The sequence below is a fragment of the Candidatus Acetatifactor stercoripullorum genome (assembly GCF_944382095.1).
GTDB classification, from domain to species: Bacteria; Bacillota; Clostridia; order Lachnospirales; family Lachnospiraceae; genus Acetatifactor; species Acetatifactor stercoripullorum.
In genome coordinates, this window is the sequence record NZ_CALWMU010000021.1 from 26,059 (window position 1) to 47,782 (window position 21,724).

The following is a 21,724-nucleotide window of genomic DNA, read 5'->3' on the forward strand; positions in this document are numbered from 1 at the left end:
ATTTACCTCTCTCTTCGTCCGCACTTTTAATTTTTAAGGGGATTCTTATAAAATTCCACAAATTCCTCATAGCCCTCTTTTTCCAGCTGCTCCTTTTGGAATTTTTTGTTTTTGTTCATACGCACCACCAGCACCTGGCTGCCGTCTTTTCTGGCCTCCTGGGCCTTTCGAATGATCTGCCCCAGGGTGTCTGCCTCCACGCCCTTTTCAATCAGATAGGCGACCTTTTTCGGCTTCTTGGGCACCTGAAAGCCATTCTCCATAAGCAGCATGATAATCCGTTCAAAGCCAATGGAAAAACCACAGGCCGGCACATCATTCCCGGTAAATTTTCCAACCATTTTGTCATAGCGCCCGCCTCCCCCGCAGCTTCCGCCAAATTCCGGAATGGCTATCTCAAAGATAGTTCCCGTGTAATAGGACATTCCTCTCACTAAGGCAGCGTCAAACACCATCTCAAAGTCAGCGCTCTTTGCGGCCTCTACGCTTGTTATGATCTCCTGCAGTCCTCCTTTTACCTCCGGCTCCAGAAAATCCCCCAGCGCATCCGCCAGATAGGCTATGCCGTCCCCTGCCTTGGAAAGTCCCTCAAACAGGGCCAGATATTTTTCCACGCAGCCCTTTTCAAAGCCGTTGTCCAAAAGCTCCTTTTCCACACCGGGAAGGCCGATCTTATCCATCTTATCCAGAGTGATAAATACGCTGTCAAAATCCTTCTCGGCAAAGCCGCTGTACGCCGCCATGGCCTTCAGTATCCTTCTGTCGTTGATTCGTATCTGGAATTTCTGAAAGCCCAGCCTGCCCAGGGTGGTTGTGGTGGCTAAAATCAGCTCAATCTCCGCCAGATTGGAGGGCTCTCCCAGAATATCTATGTCGCATTGCATAAACTGGCGGAATCTTCCCCTCTGGGGCCTGTCCGCCCGCCAGACATTTCCCATCTGCAGCGCCTTAAAGGGAGCGGGAAGCTTCGCCGCGTTGTTGGAATAATAGCGCACCAGGGGCACAGTCAGATCATAGCGAAGCCCGCTGTCTACAACCTCCTCCTCGGATACGGCCTCCTCCACATTCAGCTTTTCCCCACGCTTCAGAATCTTAAAAATCAGCTTCTCGTTATCGCCGCCCTGCCTGCTGGTCAAATTTGCAATATTTTCCACACAGGGAGTCTCTATGGACGTAAATCCAAACCTGCCGTAGGTATCCTTGATCACGCCTATCACATAATCCCTAATCTGCATTTCCTCCGGCAGAATGTCCTTCATGCCTGTCACAGGCTTCTTGCTAAGTGCCATGCCTTCTCTCGCTTTCATCCAAATTTATCTATTCCATGATATAGTTTTTCCGGGATGCTGTCAAGCCGCAGTTGCCCAGCGCAAACGGAACCGGTGGATGACTATTACAGACAACGCCGCCACTGCTGTCAGGAAGGTATATATAATAATATACGCCAAAGACGCAGATATCACATTGCCCAGATATTCCGCTGCCATGCCGTTTACCAGGGCCACTATAAAGTCAACTGTCCCGTGAATCAGGACACATGCCACAACGCCCACAATATCCTTTTTCTGGCTGACAAAATAGCAGACAATCATACTTAACGCAATATGCAGGATTACAGTGAGAACTCTTTCATAGCCCGCTAACAGAAATATGCCCGGATTCGCACTCACCAGACTCTCCTTCACCATAAGAAGCTGTGTGGTATCCACCCCCAGCGCCGCCGTCTGCTCTATCACTGCGTCGAAGCTTCCTGTATTGATCATGATAATGTACGCTAAATTATTGATATAGGTCAGCCCTACGATCACCATCGCCTCAATACTGCCGTGGCCTAAGCCTGCCGCCAGACCTCTTACATAAGTCAGCTTTTTCCCCATAAGCTTCGCTGCAATATATCTGCCCGCCGCCTCAAACAGCGCCGCCGTAAGGGCCAGAAGCAGACAGTACCATACATAGTGTTTTGTTGCAAAGGCCGTAAACCAGGAAGTCATGGAAAGCACGCTTAAAATAGGGCTTCTTAAAAGAATCTGGAATACGAAAAAGCCCGCCGCACCCAAAAGCCATGCCGTCCAGACCCCCTTTCCCTTGTTTTTTATGCCATATACAAGATACACGATCACAGGTAAAACCAGACAGATAAATAATGTGATGGAAACTGTTGCGATTGTTGCCGCCGATACCATACGCCGTCCTCCCTTTCCCTTAAAATGCTTCCTTGCGCTGAATCATCTCATCGATTTTCTCAATGTACAGCGTCACGTCCTTCACATTGCTGCTGCGCTCGATTCTGCCGTCCGGCAGCACAAGCTTTGAAATGCTTCCCGCACCGCAGGCTATGATGGTCTGCTTCTCTTCCATAATCAAAATATTGTAAAGCCCGTATTTCCCCGGTCTTGCATAGCCTACATTTTCAAAATTTCCTGATATGTTTTTCTGGCGGTACAGATAGTAGGGCTCCATGTGAAGCCGCCTTGCCCCCTTTGCTGCAATCTCCATGGTTTCGTCCGTGTTTTTGAGCATGGAGATTCCGTTTTCCTGTATCCATTGGTTCAGCTTAGAGGCCCGCTTTACCGCCAGGGAATGCACCGTAAGGCTGTCCGGGCCAAGCTCTGCCACCCGGTCTATGGTGTGCTGCACATCCTGTGCAAGCTCTCCTGGAAGTCCTAAAATCAAATCCATGTTGATGTTGTCAAAGCCCATCTGCCGTGCCAAAAAGAAGGCCGCCTCCACCTGCTCCACTGAAGCCTTTCTGCCGATTCGATCCAGGGTCTCCTGCTTCATGGTCTGAGGATTGACGGAAATGCGGTCCACTCCCTTTTCCTTAAGCACGGAAAGCTTTTCCTTCGTAATGCTGTCCGCCCTTCCGGCCTCCACCGTAAATTCCTTCACCTGGGAAAAATCAAAAAAATGCTTTATCCCCGAAAGCAGTCTGTCTAATTGCTCCGCCTCCAGCGTTGTGGGGGTTCCCCCTCCTATATATACACAGTCAAGCCGCTTTCCCTGGTATTTGCGGGCCACATATTCCAGTTCCTTTAAGAGACAGTCCACATAGCGGTCCACTATCTTACGGTATCCCCCAATGGGATAAGAGGTAAAGGAACAATACAGGCAGGTGGTGGGACAGAAAGGAATGCCTACATAAAGACTATAGCCAAGGCTAAAGTCTCGACTATATCCCTGACTATCGCCTTTGTCCCCGCATAATATCTTTGACAGGATTTCCCGCTCCCTCTCTGCGATATCAATGCTGAGAGCAGCTTTTTCTCCACTGACAAAGTGTTTATCCTCTAAGTAGTCCATGATCTCCTGTCTGTTCTTTCCCTGCTCCAGCATTCCGTATGCAATTTTCGTGGGCCGGATTCCCGTCAGGTTCCCCCAGGGCAGCTTTCTTCCGGTTTCCCTGCTAAGCACCTCATAGAGAAATGCCTTAAAGCCATTTTTAAAGTCGCCCCTGGTCTCCGGTACAGACCTTTTCTCCTCTTCTTTCGCCTGCCACTTATGCTCTCGTCCCTCCAGGCAGATTCTGGCGCCGCCTTCCCCTATCTCAATTTCCGCAAAAAAATTCTCCTCCCTCTCTCCGGAAAGCACCTTCACGTTCCTGTCAGGATAAAAGGCCTTCACCAGCGCGTGCACATCATATTCAAAGGAGGGATCATTTAAGCTTACAAGCAATGTAGATTCCATTTTTCCTCTCATTCTGCCGCGTGAGCGGCTTTGTAATCAGAAGGAACTTTGTGCGGCAGCACAAATTCCAGATTGAAAATTTTAATTTTCAATCTTTATCTCCGTTTTCTGGTCTGCAAAAATCGCAGCAAAGCGCTGCGATTTTGTTCAAAACTATTTTTCTGAAAGCTATACGCAGAAAGGATTATAGCTCTTTTCATGGCCCACTGTGGTGCCATCCCCATGTCCCGGGTAAAGCTTGGTCTCCTCAGGAAGGGTAAAAATCTTCTCCTTTATGGAGCGGATCAAGGTTCCCATGCTTCCTGTGGGAAAATCCGTCCTTCCCACAGATTCCAGAAAAATGGTGTCGCCGCACAGAAGAAAACCGGCCTCCTCAAAATAATAGCAGCAGCCCCCCGCCGTGTGTCCCGGAGTAGCAATCACTCTGCAGGTCATTCCCGCCACAGCAATCTCCTCCCCGTCCTTCACATAAACGTCCGCCTCCAGGGTACAGGGTCTGCCCGCCATCTTGGACACATTTTTCACAGCGTCGCCCAAAAGCGCTCTCTCCGCCTCGCAGGCATAGACAAGCACAGGCTCCGCTCCCCGCTCCGCCGCATCCTCGTTTGCCCGTTTTCGCAGCTCTTCACAGCCCCAAATGTGGTCAAAATGTCCGTGGGTCAGCAAAATGCCCTCAACGCAAAATCCATTTTTCTTCAGAGTGTCAAAGATTGCCGCCCCCTGATCTGCGGGATCGGCCACAAGAACCCGGCTGTCTCCTGTCCTGTATAAAAAATAGCAATTCGTCTGGCATGATCCCAGCACCATTCTCCCGATTTTTATTTCACCCATCATCCGGTCGTCCTTTCGATATCAATCACACTCTCAATTCCTCTTATCTTATCTATTACCCGGTTTAGCTCTTCTCTGCTTCCAACCTCGAAGGTGGTCTGCAGTGTGGCAATTCCCTGCTTGCTGGTTCGGGTGTTCATAGACAGAATATCTATATTTTTCTCTGTCAGCGCCTTGGAAATATCTGCCAGCAGACCATTTCTGTTGTTTGCAAAAATTTTAATCTCCGCCACATACTTCTCGGCGGACGCATCCTCTGGCGCCTGCCATTCTGCATCGATCAATCTGGCTCTCTCTATTTCCGGCAGATTAATGATATTGATGCAGTCCGTCCTGTGTATGGAGATGCCTCTCCCCCGGGTGACAAAGCCCACGATCTCATCCCCCGGCACAGGGGAGCAGCACTTGGAAAAGCGCACCGACAAATCGGCGATTCCCTTTACCACAATGCCGCTTTTTGACTTGGTTCTGGCGTGCATCAAGGGCAGGGTATCCGTATTGGCCGCAATATTGGCCAGCACCTCCTCGTTTGTCAACTCCTTCTTGTGCTCTCTGTCATACAGCTCGTGAAGCTTATTTACAATCTGTCCCTCTTTCAGAGCTCCGTGTCCAATGGCGGCCAGCACCGAATCCCAGTCCCTGAAGCCGTACTTTCGCATCACCGCTTCCATGTAGCTTTGCTTTAACAGGCTGGAGAGGTTGATGGATTTTGTTTTGCAGTAGGACTGGAGAAGCTCTCTGCCCTTGATGATATTGTCTTCCTTCAGCTCATTCTTAAACCATTGGTTGATCTTATTTTTGGCCTGAGTGCTTTTTACCAGATTCAGCCAGTCCCGGCTGGGGCCCTTTGAGTTTTGAGAGGTAATGATCTCAATGCGGTCTCCGTTTTTGATCTCATAGTCGATGGTGACAAGCCTGCCGTTCACTCTTGCTCCCACCATCTTATTTCCCACAGCCGAATGAATGCTATAGGCAAAATCAATGGGCGTAGACCCCGCCGGAAGGTTCTTCACCTCTCCTGTAGGAGTAAAGCAGTACACACTGTCAGAGAACAAATCCAGGTCATTCTTTAACAGGTTCATAAATTCCCTGTTGTCAGACATATCCCTCTGCCACTCCAGAATCTGGCGCAGCCAGACCAGCTTTTCCTCCTCCTGGGTCTCCACCTTTTTGCCGTCGGAGGCCTCCTTATATTTCCAATGGGCTGCAATACCGTATTCCGCCGCCTTGTGCATTTCAAAGGTTCTGATCTGTATCTCAAAGGGCTGTCCGTTGGTGCCAATCAGCGTAGTGTGCAGAGACTGGTACATATTGGGCTTGGGCATGGCGATATAATCCTTAAACCGCCCCGGAATAGGCTTATACATTTCATGGATAACGCCCAGGGCTGCATAGCAGTCCTTCACGGTGTCTACAATGATCCGGACGGCAAACAGATCGTAAATCTGATCCAGGGTTTTATTCTGGTTTTTCATCTTTTTATAGATGCTGAAGAAATGCTTTACCCGCCCGTCCACCTTTGCCTTGATGCCTGCATTGGCAATGTGCTCGCTGACCTCATCCACAATACTCTGGATATATTTTTCCCGGACACTTTTGCGCACGGCAATTTTGTCCACCAGATCGTAATAAACCTCTGGCTCCAGATATTTTAGGGACAAGTCGTCCAGCTCCGTTTTGATCTTGCTGATACCCAGTCTCTGGGCAATGGGGCAGTAAATTTCCAGCGTTTCCTTGGCAATGCGCTGCTGGCTCTCAGGATTTTTATATTTTAGGGTGCGCATATTGTGAAGACGGTCCGCCAGCTTGATCAAAATAACACGGATATCCTTTGCCATGGCCAGAAACATTTTTCGGAGATTTTCCGCCTGCATTTCCAGCTTGGCGTCGGACTGTTCCCCATTTCCGGAAAGGGGAAGCTTTTCCAGCTTGGTAACGCCGTCCACAAGCAGCGCCACATCCTCGCCAAACTCCCTTATCAGGTCTTCCTCCGTCATAACGGTGTCCTCCACCACATCATGAAGAAGCCCCGCCACAATGGTCTCCTTATCCATTTCAAGGTCCGCCAATATCAAAGCCACGTTAAGGGGATGAATGATGTAAGGCTCTCCCGACTTTCGAAACTGGTTCTTGTGCGCCTCACCGGCCACCTTATATGCCTTGGCAATCATGGATATATCATCGCTTGGGTGGTATTTCTGCACACGCTTAATAAGCTCCTGATACAGCTCATCAGGATTCACAAATTCCTCTGCTCTGCTTATTTTCCCGTCGTCAAAAATAACCTCGTTTTTTTCTTCTGTCATAAGCCTGCTCCATGTCTTGCCCCATGTCTATTTTCCCGGATAACAAATGGCCGACTCCAGACGATAGCCCTTAATTCTCTCCCGTCCGCAGAGTCCAGCCAGCTCCATCAGCACCACAATGCCCACTACCTGGCCGCCCAGGGATTCTATCAGCTTAATCATAGCCTCCGTGGTTCCGCCCGTGGCGATCAGGTCGTCTACGATCAATACCCTCTGTCCCGGCTTTATGCTGTCCTTGTGCATTTCAATGACAGACTGCCCATACTCCAAATCATAGGAAATAGATACCGTCTCTCTGGGAAGCTTTCCCTGCTTACGGATCAGCACAAAGGGCTTTCTGTTATTATACGCAATAGGCGTTCCAAAAATAAATCCTCTGGATTCCGGTCCCGCCACCACGTCATACTCCAAATCCTTTATCATGTCCTCCATGGTGTCGATGGCCAGATGAAGTCCCTCCGCATCCTGCAGAACGCTTGTCACGTCCCGGAAAATAATTCCCTTCTCCGGGAAGTCCGGTATACTCTTTACGTATTCCTCCAACTTTTTCATGATGAAATCTTACCTCATTTCCGTATTTTCCTGACACATAGATGATTATATAATCTTTTCCCCTGAAAGTCAAAGGCTAACAAAGTACTTTATGATGTCTCTCCTGGTTATAATACCGATAAAAACATTTCTGTCATCCACCACAGGAACGAAATTCTGATTTTTCGCCTGCTCCAAAAGCTCCTCCATGTCCGTATCAATACATACCGCCTTTACCTTTCCGCTCTGCAGGATATTTCTTATACCGCCCCGCTCCAGCCGCTTCATGGTAATCTCCTCCAGAGTGTCGTTCCTGCTTAAAATATGCCAGAGAAAGTCCCCTTCGCTGATCACGCCCACATATCTGTCCTCACTGTCGATCACAGGGACTGCCGTGTAGCCGCTTCTTTTCAGCTTCTCCAGGCCCTGGCGTATGGTCATGTCATCCCGCAGATAGGTAACCTCTGCCTTTGGCTGTAAAAAAGATGCAATGTTCACCGCTTTTCTCCTTTGTTATCTCTTTCCCTGTTCAGCGCTCCTCTTCCAGCTCTTTAAAATGCTGCTGCGCTCTCTCCAGGTCGTCAAAATAATGCTTCATTTTCCGGGCAAAATAAAAAATCACAGCGCAATCCGTAACACCGCTGAAAATAAGGGCAAGCCCGATAAGGCGGAACAAAAGGACTGCCGCCTCAAAAGGATTGCACACCAGCACGATCCCCACAATCACATTCACAATGGCTAAAATCAGCATGCCGACCCAATTCCCGCACTCCATGCGCTTCATGTCAATCACATCCTGAAGCTTGCTGCAGCCGCTGATGAGCACCAAAAGCCCCATGATAAAGGGAATCACGGAGATAATCCATTCTACCTTGTAAAGCACGATGCAGCCCAGCGCAATTTCCACCAGTCCGGTCACAAAATCATTGTGATAATAATTTTGATGGGCCTCCCGCAAAAGATAGCAGATCATGGACACCGCTCCGGCTACAATCAGCACAATACCGATCAGATATCCCAGCGTATTGGCCGTGGTCTCCGGGAAAATCAAAAGCACCGCCCCCAGCAGAATGTCAAAGGCCGCCAAAAGCAGCGCGTTCCATTTCAACTCTCTCAATTCTCTTATAAACCTCATAAAAAAAGCCGCCTTTCTCCTCGGAATATCTTAAAAAGGCTCCTCCCAATGGCAGAAAGCCACATGGAAGAAGCCCTTATCTGCGGGCTTACTTTCTGCCGCAGCACTTTTTATATTTTTTGCCGCTTCCGCAGGGACAGGGATCATTTGGATAAATCTTTTGTCCCTTTACAATCGTGGTGGAGGATTTCTGCTCCTTGTAAAGAGCCTTGCGGGTCTCCTCGTCAAAAATATCATTCCACTCCTCAAGATTGTACAGCCAGTCGGCCTCGGCAGCCACCATGTTTTTGTACAGAAGCGCCTTGTCAAAGCCAAGATTTACTACCGTGTCCTCTTCCATCTCCTCTATGGGATTGGGCTCCTTTAAGCTGTCATTGATACCGTCCAGAAAGCCGGTCATTGTCATCAGGGACACATGAAATCTGTCTGCCAGCTCCTTTACCGTTCCCTCCACAACCTCATCAGGATTTTTCAGAAGCTGTGCGTAAATCTCCTTCTCCTCCTGAAAATAAGCCGCCCACAGCTTTTGAAGCCTGTCCTTTCCTGTCGCCTCGTTATATGCCACAGATTTCCACTGTTCCAGTAATGCCATAATCATACCATCCTTATTCAATGATTATTTTAATGTATCATAACTGATAGTATATAACAGATTGTCCGGTAAAACAATAAAAGAAATAAAAAACATAAAAATTTTCGAATTCCATGTATAAAACTTTTTTCCCGTGTCATACTACTACTATCATTGGACCCCCTCCTTTGATCTTACCAAAGATAAAAATAATACTTAATCCTCCCCTTATAAAGGTTCCCGGACTTATGAGAGTATGCCAAAGGGCATACGGGTATAGGCCCGGGGACTTTGCTTGCAACATTTTCCGCAAAATGGTATGATAATCCCATCAAACAGGAAGGGATCTGTCAAATATGAATGAGGATTTTAAAAATAAAAATGGAAGTTCCGGAGAAAATTCCGAAAAAAAGAAAAAGGTCACCCCTAAACAGATCGCAGCCATGACAGGCGTTGTGCTTTTGGTGCTTCTGTATGTGGTGACATTATTTGCAGCCATTTTCGGCAGCAAGGCTGCAGACAGCCTGTTTCAGCTTTGTCTGTTTGCGACCATAGCGCTGCCGCTGGTGCTCTGGATTTACATATGGATTTTCGGCAGGCTCACAAACCGCTCTACCATCGCAGACTTAAACCCAGACGGCGCATCAAAGCAGAAGGAAGCAGCCCCGGAGGGCGAGAAATCCAAAAAGGAGTCCGGACGCTGACATATCATGATGTTGGGGGCAAAAGATATCCCAATCACAAATCATCAGAATTGTTTGCGGCTTCGGAGTCAAGTTGCGCCAGGAATCGACAAATTTGCTAAATGCGTTCCAAAAAATCCGAACTCGCTACGCTCAAACAAGCGGATTTTTTTCTCACAACGCAACTTTGCCGATTCCAGGGGCAACTAAGACTCCTGCAGATGACAAACAATTCTGACGCTTTGTGATTGGGAGACCTTTTGACCCCAACGTCATGTCATAAGGCTAGCGAACCCCCAGCTCTTCCAGCTCCCTGCAGGCCTGTTCCTTTGACTTAAAATGGATGCCGCAAATGCCAAGGGCTCTGGCCGCCTCTACATTTTTCAGGGTATCGTCCAAAAACACTGTCTCTTCCGGCTGTAAAGAATACCGGTCCATGAGCAGCCTGTAAATCTCAGGGTAAGGCTTTATCAGTCTTTCCCTGTAGGAGAGGATGCCGCCGTCCATGTAGGGCAGAAACACCAGCGCGTCGGCGCATTCCACATAAGCCTTATAGGAGAAGTTGGAAAGATACAGCACACGATACCCCTTTCCCTTAAGCTCCCCTATCCAGGGAATGGCATAATCCCGCAGAGTTACCATTCCATTCACCTGTTTAAAGGCCATCCGCAGCTCCTTCTCAATCTCCGGATCATTCTTGATAAACTCCTGCAGAAGCCTCTCCTCGTCCCAATCCCCTCTGTCAAATTCCTCCCAGAAGGGACTCATGATGGAAGCCCTTGCGATTCTGTCCACCATATCGTCGTCAAAGCCCTTGTCCTGTAAAAATTCCCTCCAGCGAAAGTCAGTCAGCACATTGCCGATATCAAATACAATATTGCGAATCATTTTCCTTATACTCCATCAATTCAAATAATTTTTCCGCAGCAGCAGATAAAGGCCCCCTGGTGCTTCTCACCGCACAGAAGCTCCTCTTTGGTATAATTTTATTAAACCGAAGCTCAAATAAAAGTCCCGACTGTATATACTCCCTGGCAAAATCCCTGACCACACAGCCCACTCCCAGATTGCGCAATACAAACTGCACGATCATATCGCTGGTGGCCAGCTCAAATTCCGGCCGTACCACAATACCGTTATGCAAGAGGAATTCGTCCATATAGCTTCTGGTGCTTGTATTTTTTTCCAAAAAAATAAGAGGAAGCTTCTCCAGCTCCTGTAAATCCAGCATTTTATTTTTGTAAGAGATAAACCTACGTCCCCCCACAAAAATATCCTCAATTTCACGGACGGGAACAGCCTTTAAGCCCGCCGCCTCTAAAAAGGGGGTGCTAACCACCCCCATATCGATTCTCCCCTCCTCCAGAAAGCGCAGTGTCTCTGGAGTGGGAGCGTTGGTGACGGCTATTTTTATCCCCGGATACTTCTCATGAAATCGTTCCAGAAAGGGAAGCAGATAATACCGAAGCGTCATATCACTGGCTCCAATGCGGATTTCTCCCATGTCGAAGTTCCGCATCTGCCTTACCTTCCCCACTCCCTGCTCTATCTGCTCATATCCCTTTTCCACATACTCAAAAAGAATCTGTCCCTCTTTCGTGAGACGCACCCCTTTTGCCGCCCGGTGGAAAAGCTGCACCTCCAGCTGACGCTCCAGCTGCTTTATGGACTGGCTCACCGCCGGCTGGGAAATGGAAAGCTCTGCAGCCGCCCTGGTCACACTTCCAAGCCGCGCCACATAATAAAATACCTTATAGTACTCCAGGTTTCCCGTCATACCGCCTTCTCCAATCCGTCAGCTATTTCAGAGGGCTTTTGCGGTAAATAACATCCTCTCTGCCAGGCCCATTGCTTACCATAGTGATGGGGTAGCCGATCCGCTCTTCGATAAACTCCACATACCTTCTGCAGTTTTCCGGCAGCTCTTCGTAATTTTTGATTCCTCTGATATCACATTTCCAGCCCGGCAGCTTTTGAAGCACAGGCTTTGCCTTGTTCAGCTTTGCAGTCACAGGGAAGTCCGTGGTCACCTGTCCGTCGATTTCATAGCCCACGCACACAGGAATCTCATCCAGATACCCCAGCACATCCAGTACCGTAAAGGCCACATCCGTGGTTCCTTGCAGGCGGCATCCGTATTTAGAAGCCACGCAGTCAAACCAGCCCATACGTCTGGGACGCCCTGTGGTGGCTCCGAACTCTCCGCCGTCACCGCCCCTGCGGCGCAGCTCATCCGCCTCGTCCCCGAAGATTTCCGATACGAATGCACCTGCTCCCACTGCGGAGGAATAAGCCTTGCATACCGTGACAATCTCCTTGATCTCATAAGGAGGCAGTCCGGCTCCAATAGCGCCGTAGGCCGCCAGCGTAGAGGAAGAAGTAACCATGGGATAAATACCGTGATCCGGATCCTTTAAGGTTCCCAGCTGTCCCTCCAGCAGAATGGTCTTTCCCTCCTTTAACGCCTTATCCAAAAAGGCAGACACGTCGCACACATAGGGAGCGACCATTTCCCTGTATTTCTTAAGCTCTTCCAAAAGCTCCTTTGGGTCAATGAGAGGCTTATGATAAAGATGCTCCAAAATCACATTTTTCATCTCGCACACGCGCTCCACCTTTTCCTCTAAGAGAGCCTCGTCAAAAAGCTCACTGACCTGGAAGCCGATCTTTGCATATTTATCCGAATAAAAAGGTGCAATGCCTGACTTGGTGGAGCCAAAGGACTTTCCTCCCAGCCTCTCCTCCTCATACTGATCGAAAAGAATATGGTAGGGCATCACAATCTGCGCTCTGTCAGACACCAATATTTTAGGCATGGGCACATTCCTGTCCGTAATAGACTTGATCTCCTGAAACAAAAGCGGAATATTTAACGCCACGCCGTTTCCGATCACGCTGGTGGTGTGACTGTAAAATACCCCCGAGGGAAGAGTATGCAGCGCAAATTTTCCATAATTGTTCACGATGGTGTGTCCCGCATTTGCGCCGCCCTGAAAGCGCACAATGATATCTGCGTTTTTCGCCATCATATCCGTAATCTTTCCCTTTCCCTCATCACCCCAGTTTGCTCCTACTACTGCCTTTACCATTTTGGCCTCCATTCCTCACCGCAAAGCATTGTATCTCCGGTAATCATTTCTATTTATGGTCCGTGTTCTATTTCACAAACCTTACCAAGTATACACCATTTCAGGTCATAAATAAAATCAATATTTATTATGTTTGTTATAAGATTAAATTATTTCACTCTCTTCCATCCCAGCAGTAGGTGCAGAGCTTTTCTCTGTCAATACCCACAGATTTGATCATATCATCCAGCCTGTGGAAACGAAGCGAGGTGAAATTAAGCTGCCTGCAGATGCGCTGTACCATCTCGTTGTACTCCGGCGTATCCGGGTCAACATAATTTTTTAAGTCAATCTTTCTGCCCTCGTCCTCCATCTCCTTGAGCACTCGTCTGGTAATCAGGTCCATCTCCGAAGAGGAACGGGAAAAATTCAGATATTTACATCCATACAAAAGAGGGGGACAGGCGGGACGTATATGAACCTCCCTGGCTCCGCTCTGATAGAGAAATTCTGTGGTCTCTCTCAGCTGGGTTCCGCGCACGATGGAATCATCAATGAGAAGCAGGCTTTTTCCCTGGATCAGATCGTGCACCGGTATCAGCTTCATTTTGGCGATCAGATTCCTCTGGGTCTGTATGGTCGGCATAAAGGATCTGGGCCAGGTGGGCGTGTACTTGATAAAGGGTCTGGAAAAAGGAATGCCGGAGCGGTTGGCGTAGCCGATGGCATGGGCTGTTCCGGAATCCGGCACCCCCGCCACAATATCCGGTTTCACATCGTCTCTCTCGGCCAGAAGCGCCCCACAGTGATAGCGCATTTTTTCCACGCTGATTCCCTCATAGGAAGAGGATGGATAGCCATAATACACCCACAAAAAGGTACAGATTTTCATTTCCTTTCCGGGATTTACCAAGGTACGCACTCCCTCAGGCGTAACCACTACAATCTCTCCCGGCCCCAGCTCTCTCTCCTCCACATACCCCAGATTCAGATAGGCGAAGCTTTCAAAGGATACGCAATAAGCACCCTCCTTTTTCCCCACTGCCACCGGCGTTCTGCCCAGCCTGTCCCTGGCCGCATAAATTCCCTTTGGGGTCATAATCAGAATCGTCATGGAGCCGTCTATGATCTCCTGGGCATATTGGATGCCCTCCACAAGGTTATCCTTCTGATTGACAATAGCGGCCACCAGCTCCGTTGCGTTGATATCCCCGCCGCTCATCTCCAGAAAATGGGAATGTCCCCTTGCAAAAAGCTCCTTCAAAATAGCGTCTGTGTTATTGATTTTTCCCACAGTGGAAATGGCGTAGGTTCCATGATGGGAGCGTACCATCAGGGGCTGGGGCTCGTAGTCCGAAATACAGCCGATGCCCAGATTTCCGCTCATTTCATTTACATCCTTATCAAACTTTGTCCGAAAGGGGGCATTTTCAATATTGTGGATTGCCCTGTTATAACCAGATTCCCTGCTGTACACTGCCATCCCTGCCCGTCTGGTCCCCAGATGGGAATGATAATCCGTTCCGAAAAACAAATCAAATACACAGTCTTCCTTTGCTGCGACTCCAAAAAAACCACCCATGTCTGCTCTCCCTTAAAATTGCGTTGTTTTACACATTAATCTCTGCCTTGACTCCCAGAAGCTCCTTGTTTGCCTCAAGAACCGGGTAAATTACATCCCGCAGGAAGGCCTCTACCTGTTCCTTGGAACGGCCCGTATACTTTTTCGGTTCCATGGTTTTCTCAAGCTCCTCCAGGGTCAGCGGAAAGGCCGGATCGGCGGCAATCAACTCCAGAAGATTGTTTTCCTTTCCCTCCTCCTTCACTCTGCGGCCCGCCTCCATGGAAAGCTCTCTGATCCGTTCATGCAGCTCCTGGCGGTTGCCTCCCATCTTAACGGCATCCATCATAATATTCTCCGTGGCCATAAAAGGAAGCTCGCTCATAAGATGCTTTTCAATCACCTTTGGATACACCACCAGTCCGTCCACCACATTCAGACACAAATCCAAAATCCCGTCCACCGCCAGAAAGCCCTCCGGAATGGAAAGACGCTTGTTTGCCGAGTCATCCAGGGTTCGTTCAAACCACTGACAGGCTGAGGTGATGGCCGGATTCAGGGCGTCTACCATTACATATCTGGACAAAGACGCAATGCGCTCGCTGCGCATGGGATTACGCTTGTAGGCCATAGCCGAGGAACCGATCTGGTTTTTTTCAAAAGGCTCTTCCACCTCTTTCAAGTGCTGCAGCAGACGGATATCATTGCTCATCTTATGGGCGGATGCGGCAATACCTGCCAGCACATTGGCAACCCGGGTATCCACCTTTCTGGAATAGGTCTGTCCCGACACAGGGTAGCACTCTTTGAATCCCATTTTCTGTGCAATCATGGGATCGATCCTGTCTATGGTTTCCTGGTCTCCATTAAAAAGCTCCAAGAAAGATGCCTGGGTACCCGTAGTACCCTTAGAGCCCAAAAGCTTCATACTCCCCAGCACATGATCCAGATCCTCCAAGTCCAGGTAAAATTCCTGCAGCCACAGAGTCGCTCTCTTCCCCACAGTGGTGGGCTGGGCGGGCTGGAAGTGGGTGAACGCCAGCGTAGGCAGCTCTTTGTACTGATCTGCAAAATCGGCAAGCTCTTTCATCACATTGATCAGCTTTTTGCGCACCAGTTTAAGCGCCTGCGTCATTACAATAATATCCGTGTTGTCCCCCACATAGCAGGAGGTAGCCCCCAGATGAATAATGCCCGCTGCCTTGGGACACTGCTGTCCATAGGCATACACATGGCTCATCACATCATGGCGCACTTCCTTTTCCCTTGCCTTTGCCACATCGTAATTGATATCCTCCGCATGGGCCTTCAGCTCCGCGATCTGCTCATCTGTGATAACAGGAACGCCGTTCTGGGAAAGTCCCAGCTCCTTTTCGGTTTCCGCCAGTGCAATCCACAGCTTTCTCCAGGTGCGGAATTTCATATCGGGAGAAAAAATATACTGCATCTCCTTGCTGGCATAACGTTCCGACAACGGACTTTGGTATCTGTCTGTACTCATCACTTTTTCCTCTTTCTTTCATTTTTGCTTCCGGGGAAAATTAGGCCTCAAAATCTCCTCTGATATCCTCTGCGGGCGGCTCCATGGGATATTTTCCGGTAAAGCAGCCCTTGCAGATGCCAAGGCCGTCCACCATTTCCTCAAGCCGCTTAAACCGCAGATAAGCCAGAGAATCCGCTCCAATGATCTGATTGATCTCATCAACGGAACGGTTCCAGGCAATCAGCTGATTTCTTGCAGGAACATCGGTTCCGAAATAGCAGGGCCATAAAAAGGGAGGAGAGCTCACACGCATATGGACTTCCTTCGCTCCGGCTTCCTTCAGCATACGGACAATGCGGTCCGAGGTGGTTCCACGCACAATGGAATCGTCGATCATGATGATCCGCTTTCCCTCCACCGCCTCTCTGATAGGATTCAGCTTTACGCAGACGCTGCTCTCCCGGCTTTTCTGCTTTGGCTTGATAAAGGTTCGGCCCACATAGGCGTTTTTCACAAAAGCCGTTCCGTAGGGTATCCCGGACTGTAGGGAATAGCCTAACGCCGCACAATTTCCGGACTCCGGCACGCCCACCACCAAATCTGCCTCCACAGGAGAATCCATTGCCAGAAATTTCCCCGCCATAATTCTGGCATGATAAACACCCGCGCCGTCGATCACGCTGTCGGGCCTTGCAAAATAAATATACTCAAATACACATCTTGCAGTGTCCCTTTCCGGAAGCGCCCGGCTCATATCCGATTCAATCCCCTTTTCCGGCGAAATGGTGACAACCTCCCCGGGACGCACATCCCGCAGAAATTCTGCCCCCACAGTTTCCAGGGCACAGCTCTCACTGGCCAGAATATACGCATTTCCCCGCTTTCCGATGCACAAGGGCTTAAAACCAAAGGGGTCTCTTGCGCCGATCAGCTTTCTGGGAGACATGATCACCAGAGAATAAGCTCCCTTAAGCTTGTCCATGGCCAGTCCCACCGCCTCCTCCACGGACCTTGACTTAAGCCGCATTCTGGCGATATAGTAGGCGATGACCTCCGAATCTATAGTGGTCTGGAAAATAGCGCCTGTGTATTCCAGCTCTCTGCGAAGCTTAGGCGCATTGATCAGATTGCCGTTATGGGCAAGCCCCAGGGCCCCCTTCACATAATTTAACACCAAAGGCTGGGCATTTTCTCTGGTGGAGCTGCCCGCAGTGGAATACCGCACATGCCCCACGCCGATATCTCCTTTCAGCCGTTCTAAGCACTCCGGCGTAAAGGCCTCATTCACAAGCCCCATATCCTTACTGCTTAAAATTCTTCCTTTGGGTCCTGCGGTATCGCTCACCGCAATGCCGCAGCTCTCCTGTCCTCTGTGCTGCAGAGCCAGAAGGCCGTAATAAATGGTGGAAGCCACATTGTCTCCGTCAAAATCATAAACGCCGAATACGCCGCATTCCTCCCGCAGCTTATCGTCACTGTCCATCTGTACAAAAATCTGATCTGTCACCCTATTCCATACCTTTCCTGGAACCCGGGCCCGCATCCCATCTAACCACATCAGGGGACAAACGACAAAGGGCGTACGAGTCCCCGGGACTTCGGACGCCTTTGTCCATAAAATCTTTTTATTTTCTATGCAAGTCCGAGGCGCTTAAACACCTCATTGTACGCTTCCTCCACATTTCCCAAATCACGGCGGAAGCGGTCCTTATCCAGCTTTTCGTTGGTATGTACATCCCACAGTCTGCAGGTATCCGGAGAGGTTTCATCCGCCAGAATGATCTGTCCATGGTAACGTCCAAACTCAATCTTAAAGTCAATCAGCTTAATATCCGCCTGCAGGAAATATGCCTTCAATACTTCGTTTACCTTAAAGGCGTATTTCTTGATGGTATCCATCTCCTCCCAGGTAGCAAGGTTCAAAACTCTTGCAAAATAGGAATTGATCAAGGGGTCTCCCAGCTCATCGTTTTTATAGGAAAACTCTATGGTGGGCTCGGTAAACTCCGTACCCTCCGCAACGCCCAGCCGCTTGGAAAAGCTGCCTGCGGCCACATTCCGGATAATCACCTCCAGCGGAACAATTTCAACACGCTTCACTGCAGTTTCCCTGTCGCTTAATTCTTCGATAAAGTGTGTGGGGACACCTTCCTTTTCCAGAAGCTTAAATACGTGATTGGTCATCTTATTGTTGACAACGCCCTTGCCTACAATGGTGCCCTTTTTCTCGCCGTTAAAGGCCGTTGCATCATCCTTATAGTCCACAATCAGCACATCCGGGTCATCCGTCAAAAATACTTTCTTTGCCTTACCTTCATAAAGCTGTTCCAATTTTTTCATTCCTGTCCTCCATTCTGCCGCCATGCAGCATACACACTTTAGTTTACATTGAAAAATGCTCACACAAAGTATATTATAGCTTACGCTTTTCCAGAAATCAATACAGGATTCCCGCAAATTCCCCAAGATAGGCTAAATCAGGCTCATGCTGCCGGCTGGAGCTTCACCCGCTGTACTTATCCGCCATGTCCATGATCTCCTCCGCATATGCGGGATACTGTCTGGCAATCTCCATAATTTCTTCCCTGGCCGTCCGGGCCACTCCATCGTTGTAATCCATCTGCTTTCTTAAGGACTGTCTGCGCAGAATGAGCTCATGCCTGATTTCCACCATCTCCCTTTTGTCCAAAAGAGCGCTGGTCTGATGGATCCACCTCTGCGGATCCTTAATACGATAGTTGGACAGCCTGTTTATCAGCTGCTTCTGGTAGTACTCCGTTTTTGCCTCCGCCTCCGCATACTGCTTGCGTTCCTCCTTCTCCTGCTGGTAGGCCGCCCACCGCCTTTCCAGCTTCGCCCCGCTGTCCGTATTATATTTCATATATAGATAGTCCAGCAGATTTGTGTTGTTCACATAACGGATTTTTACTTTATTCTGCAGCTGTATCAGCTTGTTTATGGTGACCTCCACCCGATGCTTTTCCCGCTCTGCATCGATAAATTTTATGCACAGTACAATAATGGCCGCCGCCGCTGCACCCACCGCCAGAAAATATCCCAAATAGGTATTCATCTCAAAGACAAACTGCAGCACAAGAAGCATCAGGATGCAGATCACCAGAGCCGTCAGAAAAATCACCGCCATCCCCTTAAAGTTGGTCATAATAGTGTCAAGCTCCGCTCTTCTGAATTCGTAGGCGTGATGCTCTCTGTCCAGTCTCTGCAGGTCCTTTTTGATCAGCTCCCCGTAGCTTTCCCCTTCCTTTATTTTCCGAATGCCCTCTTCCACCTCCTGCTCCTGCTTTCTCATCTGGTAATATTCCAGATCCTCCATACGGTCCTTTTTTTCGTGATAGGTTTCCCGTTCTTTCTCAAGGGCCTGCAGCCTGCGTGCAATCTTGTCCGTCTCTTCCCGCTCTTTCTCCGGAAGGGCCTCAATCTCTTCCATGTCTGTGAGATAGGAGGTGACAAGGGCATACTCGCCCGTCAGCAGATTCATTTCCCTGGAAGCCTCTGCGATCTGCTCCAGACATCCCGTGATATATCTGCTGCGCTCCTCCTGACTGTGGAAATCCACATCGTCTCTCACATAAACAATCTCGTCCCAGTCCTCTTTTTTCTCTTCCTTCTTTTTTCTCTTCCCGAATATCCTCTGCCAAAATCCCATGTTAATCTCCATTCCAAAGCGGCGCAAATCGTCGTGTCATCCTCATCCGGCGCTTATACGGTAGCTGCTTTTGAGCGCCTGCGCGATCTGCTCGTTATCCTCACAATACTTCTGCATTTCCCCGTCCTCTCTAAAGCCCTTTCTCTCCTGGAGGCGCAGGAATTCCGGCTGGAGGCGCCAATTTTTCTTAAGCTCCTCCATCTTTTGCTCCAGCTTTAACGCAGCCTCATACCCCTGGGGATTTTCTGCCGCAAAGGCAATATACGCTTCCTCGGCAAGCTCCATACGCTTTGCGGCCAGATAATCCTCATACATCCTGCTGTCTTTCTCTATCCCATACGCCTCAAGAAAACACTCCGCCGCCTGTGCGTACAGCATCAGGCCTGCAAACGCCACTCCTTTGTTGTGAAGTATGCCGGAGCGCACCTTTCCCGCAGGAAGCTCGCCGCCTTCCTTAAGCGTTTCCTGCCACTGGCTTAAAAGCTCCTCATATCCCCGAATTGCCGCTCCGTATTTTTTCTTTTTCACCAGATAGTCGATCTGGCTTTTCCGCTTCTCAATGCCGCTTAAGCCCGCACCCTTTTTCAAGGTCTGCTCCACTTCCCCGGTGACGGTTCCATCGTACAATCCCGTAAATTCCAGAATCATGGTCACAAAAGAACTCAAAGAGCCCTTTTTATGCACCATGGGATACAGCTCCTTTGCAAGGTCCGTCAGGCCACAGTCCTTGTCAATCCAGTTTACCAGATCGTCATTCATCAAAGAGGCATCGATCAAAAAGGCATTCTCTCTGATACAGTAGCACAGCTCCTCAATACAGTGCACGGAAAGCTCCAGTCCCGGCACACAATAGGGCACAGCCGCATATTTTCCTACACAAATACTGATACGCACCAAAAAACCTCCTGTCAGTAGATGGTAATTGTTTCCTTCCAGATGCGGTGTGTAGCCGGCCTGAATTCCCCCAGCCCCAAGTCCTCTATCTCCACCGTCATCTGGTTCTCCTTGGTCATGGAAAAGCAGGCCTTAAGCCGGGTAAGTCCTTTTGGCAGATCCTCTAAAATCATCTGCGCCAGCTTGCTGCCCTTTCCCATAAGTGGCGTAATTATAATTTCTATGCTGTTTCCATCCTGCAGATAAAATTCCAGTGTCTTTTCTGTCTCAAACCAGTTTCCCCCCGCATTCAAAAGGGCAAGATAGGATTCCTGTCCCTGTCGCATAAGCTTCATGCCCACATTGGCCCGCAGCTTATCCTTCCCTAAGAAAACATGGTTTTTTTCCTCCCCGTTTTCTCTGTACTTGGCAAGCAGGCCAAAGCAGGCGCCCTTGCTGTAAAGGTTATTTCCCTGAAACACTCTCCGTCCCCTGCACAAAAAGCGCAGAGATTCCTGCATCCATTGCTCTGAAAAATTTTCTCCAATCAGAAAAAAGGAATTTACATTCCGACTTCCCGCAGCTTTCTGCACAATTTCCAGAAAATCCTGGTCCAGCCGCTCCATCCTCATCTTTCGCAGCTCCTCCCCTGACCCAAAAGATTCCCAGGAGGGAAAGGGATAAGTCTCTTCCTCAATAAACACCGCCGTGGGCGTCGTGTTCCTGTTTGGCTCGAGACGATACAATAAAATCCGGCTCTCTCTGTAATCGCACAAAATGGAACAGTCCTCCCAAAGCTCCTTTGGCTGTCCAAGCATATAATGATAATAGCTCTCCTCATGGCTTTCAAAGGAGACTCTCGGGGTCTTGCGCAAAATGCCCGCAACTGCCTGCCTGAAAGCCTCAAGGGTTCTCCCCTCCAGGCGTTCACAGGTGACTGCCAGCTCGTAAATTTTATCCAGGGATGCGATCTGCGACAAAAGTCCCAGACTGCGCTTCATAAAAAGCGCCAACAGCGCTTCCGGCTGATAGCTTTCGCCCTCGATCTGCACCGGTTCCCCGTCAATGGCCATGGAAAGGAGATTTTCTACCAAAATGCCTCCCTGCTCCTCCGCATGTCTGAGAGCCTCCTTGCCGTAAAACCACTGATTCACCCCAGGCTTTTTACACAGCACCGCCGGAATGCAGTAATTTTGTTCTCCTGCCACACTGGAAAGGGTTTCGATCTCTTCGCTGTCCGAAAAGGCATAGCTGATCTGTGCATAGTCGTTTCCCATGTCATAGCCCACAAACAGTCTCCCATGATTCAACAAACCAAGCATATTCACCCT

At 49.2% G+C, this 21,724-nt stretch carries 20 protein-coding genes; 1 reads left to right on the forward strand and 19 read right to left on the reverse strand.

All coding sequences use genetic code 11. The annotated features are described in order from the left end of the window. Nucleotides 1-26: 26 nt before the first annotated feature. The 9 genes from hisS to SHK35_RS07955 all read right to left on the reverse strand — a co-directional run bounded on the left by hisS (nucleotide 27) and on the right by SHK35_RS07955 (nucleotide 9,079). On the reverse strand, nucleotides 27-1,289 hold the full coding sequence (hisS, locus tag SHK35_RS07915; RefSeq protein WP_318709358.1) for a histidine--tRNA ligase: 1,263 nt from the start codon (nucleotides 1,287-1,289) through the stop codon (nucleotides 27-29). Between the two features lie 60 nt (nucleotides 1,290-1,349). Then, on the reverse strand, nucleotides 1,350-2,183 hold the full coding sequence (locus SHK35_RS07920) for a YhfC family glutamic-type intramembrane protease (protein WP_318709359.1): 834 nt from the start codon (nucleotides 2,181-2,183) through the stop codon (nucleotides 1,350-1,352). 19 nt (nucleotides 2,184-2,202) lie between these two features. Beyond that, a complete protein-coding gene (hemZ, locus tag SHK35_RS07925; protein WP_318709360.1) occupies nucleotides 2,203-3,684 on the reverse strand; it encodes a coproporphyrinogen dehydrogenase HemZ in 1,482 nt (493 codons plus the stop codon). Between the two features lie 168 nt (nucleotides 3,685-3,852). Continuing rightward, complete coding sequence (locus SHK35_RS07930; RefSeq protein WP_318702646.1) at nucleotides 3,853-4,518, reverse strand: MBL fold metallo-hydrolase; 666 nt, start codon at nucleotides 4,516-4,518, stop codon at nucleotides 3,853-3,855. Beyond that, entirely contained in the window at nucleotides 4,515-6,821 is a 2,307-nt protein-coding gene (locus SHK35_RS07935) for a RelA/SpoT family protein (protein WP_318702647.1), read from the reverse strand. The genes SHK35_RS07930 and SHK35_RS07935 overlap by 4 nt, the downstream gene beginning before the upstream one ends. Nucleotides 6,822-6,848: 27 nt before the next feature. Then, nucleotides 6,849-7,373: an adenine phosphoribosyltransferase gene (locus SHK35_RS07940; protein ID WP_318702649.1), complete on the reverse strand. Its 525-nt coding sequence runs from the start codon at nucleotides 7,371-7,373 to the stop codon at nucleotides 6,849-6,851. A 69-nt stretch (nucleotides 7,374-7,442) separates the two neighbouring features. Further along, complete coding sequence (locus tag SHK35_RS07945; RefSeq protein WP_318702650.1) at nucleotides 7,443-7,850, reverse strand: CBS domain-containing protein; 408 nt, start codon at nucleotides 7,848-7,850, stop codon at nucleotides 7,443-7,445. A 31-nt stretch (nucleotides 7,851-7,881) separates the two neighbouring features. Beyond that, on the reverse strand, nucleotides 7,882-8,487 hold the full coding sequence (locus tag SHK35_RS07950; RefSeq protein ID WP_318709361.1) for an HdeD family acid-resistance protein: 606 nt from the start codon (nucleotides 8,485-8,487) through the stop codon (nucleotides 7,882-7,884). 88 nt (nucleotides 8,488-8,575) lie between these two features. After that, a complete protein-coding gene (locus tag SHK35_RS07955; protein WP_318702653.1) occupies nucleotides 8,576-9,079 on the reverse strand; it encodes an SEC-C metal-binding domain-containing protein in 504 nt (167 codons plus the stop codon). 335 nt (nucleotides 9,080-9,414) lie between these two features. Here SHK35_RS07955 and SHK35_RS07960 point away from each other — a divergent pair, with 335 nt between their 5' ends. Next, complete coding sequence (locus SHK35_RS07960; RefSeq protein ID WP_318709362.1) at nucleotides 9,415-9,762, forward strand: hypothetical protein; 348 nt, start codon at nucleotides 9,415-9,417, stop codon at nucleotides 9,760-9,762. A 264-nt stretch (nucleotides 9,763-10,026) separates the two neighbouring features. Here SHK35_RS07960 and SHK35_RS07965 read toward each other — a convergent pair whose 3' ends face one another. The 10 genes from SHK35_RS07965 to SHK35_RS08010 form a co-directional block, all read right to left on the reverse strand. After that, nucleotides 10,027-10,629 (reverse strand): HAD family hydrolase, encoded by a 603-nt coding sequence (locus tag SHK35_RS07965; RefSeq protein WP_318709363.1) that lies wholly within the window; start codon nucleotides 10,627-10,629, stop codon nucleotides 10,027-10,029. Then, on the reverse strand, nucleotides 10,607-11,518 hold the full coding sequence (locus tag SHK35_RS07970; RefSeq protein WP_318709364.1) for a LysR family transcriptional regulator: 912 nt from the start codon (nucleotides 11,516-11,518) through the stop codon (nucleotides 10,607-10,609). The genes SHK35_RS07965 and SHK35_RS07970 overlap by 23 nt, the downstream gene beginning before the upstream one ends. Nucleotides 11,519-11,540: 22 nt before the next feature. After that, complete coding sequence (locus SHK35_RS07975) at nucleotides 11,541-12,830, reverse strand: adenylosuccinate synthase (protein WP_318702658.1); 1,290 nt, start codon at nucleotides 12,828-12,830, stop codon at nucleotides 11,541-11,543. Nucleotides 12,831-12,984: 154 nt separating this feature from the next. Then, nucleotides 12,985-14,391 carry an amidophosphoribosyltransferase gene (locus SHK35_RS07980; protein WP_318702659.1) on the reverse strand — a complete coding sequence of 469 codons (1,407 nt, stop codon included), beginning with the start codon at nucleotides 14,389-14,391 and terminating at the stop codon, nucleotides 12,985-12,987. Nucleotides 14,392-14,419: 28 nt separating this feature from the next. Next, nucleotides 14,420-15,871: an adenylosuccinate lyase gene (purB, locus tag SHK35_RS07985; RefSeq protein ID WP_318702660.1), complete on the reverse strand. Its 1,452-nt coding sequence runs from the start codon at nucleotides 15,869-15,871 to the stop codon at nucleotides 14,420-14,422. Between the two features lie 40 nt (nucleotides 15,872-15,911). After that, nucleotides 15,912-17,336, reverse strand: a complete 1,425-nt coding sequence (purF, locus tag SHK35_RS07990) for an amidophosphoribosyltransferase (protein WP_318702694.1) — start codon at nucleotides 17,334-17,336, stop codon at nucleotides 15,912-15,914. 149 nt (nucleotides 17,337-17,485) lie between these two features. Further along, nucleotides 17,486-18,193, reverse strand: a complete 708-nt coding sequence (purC, locus tag SHK35_RS07995) for a phosphoribosylaminoimidazolesuccinocarboxamide synthase (protein WP_318709365.1) — start codon at nucleotides 18,191-18,193, stop codon at nucleotides 17,486-17,488. Nucleotides 18,194-18,356: 163 nt separating this feature from the next. Continuing rightward, a complete protein-coding gene (locus SHK35_RS08000) occupies nucleotides 18,357-19,520 on the reverse strand; it encodes a hypothetical protein (RefSeq protein ID WP_318709366.1) in 1,164 nt (387 codons plus the stop codon). Nucleotides 19,521-19,562: 42 nt separating this feature from the next. Beyond that, the gene (locus SHK35_RS08005) at nucleotides 19,563-20,414 is read right to left on the reverse strand and encodes a hypothetical protein (protein WP_318709367.1); all 852 of its coding nucleotides are present in this window, start codon (nucleotides 20,412-20,414) and stop codon (nucleotides 19,563-19,565) included. 14 nt (nucleotides 20,415-20,428) lie between these two features. Continuing rightward, on the reverse strand, nucleotides 20,429-21,715 hold the full coding sequence (locus SHK35_RS08010) for a DUF5716 family protein (protein ID WP_318709368.1): 1,287 nt from the start codon (nucleotides 21,713-21,715) through the stop codon (nucleotides 20,429-20,431). Between the last annotated feature and the right edge of the window lie 9 nt (nucleotides 21,716-21,724).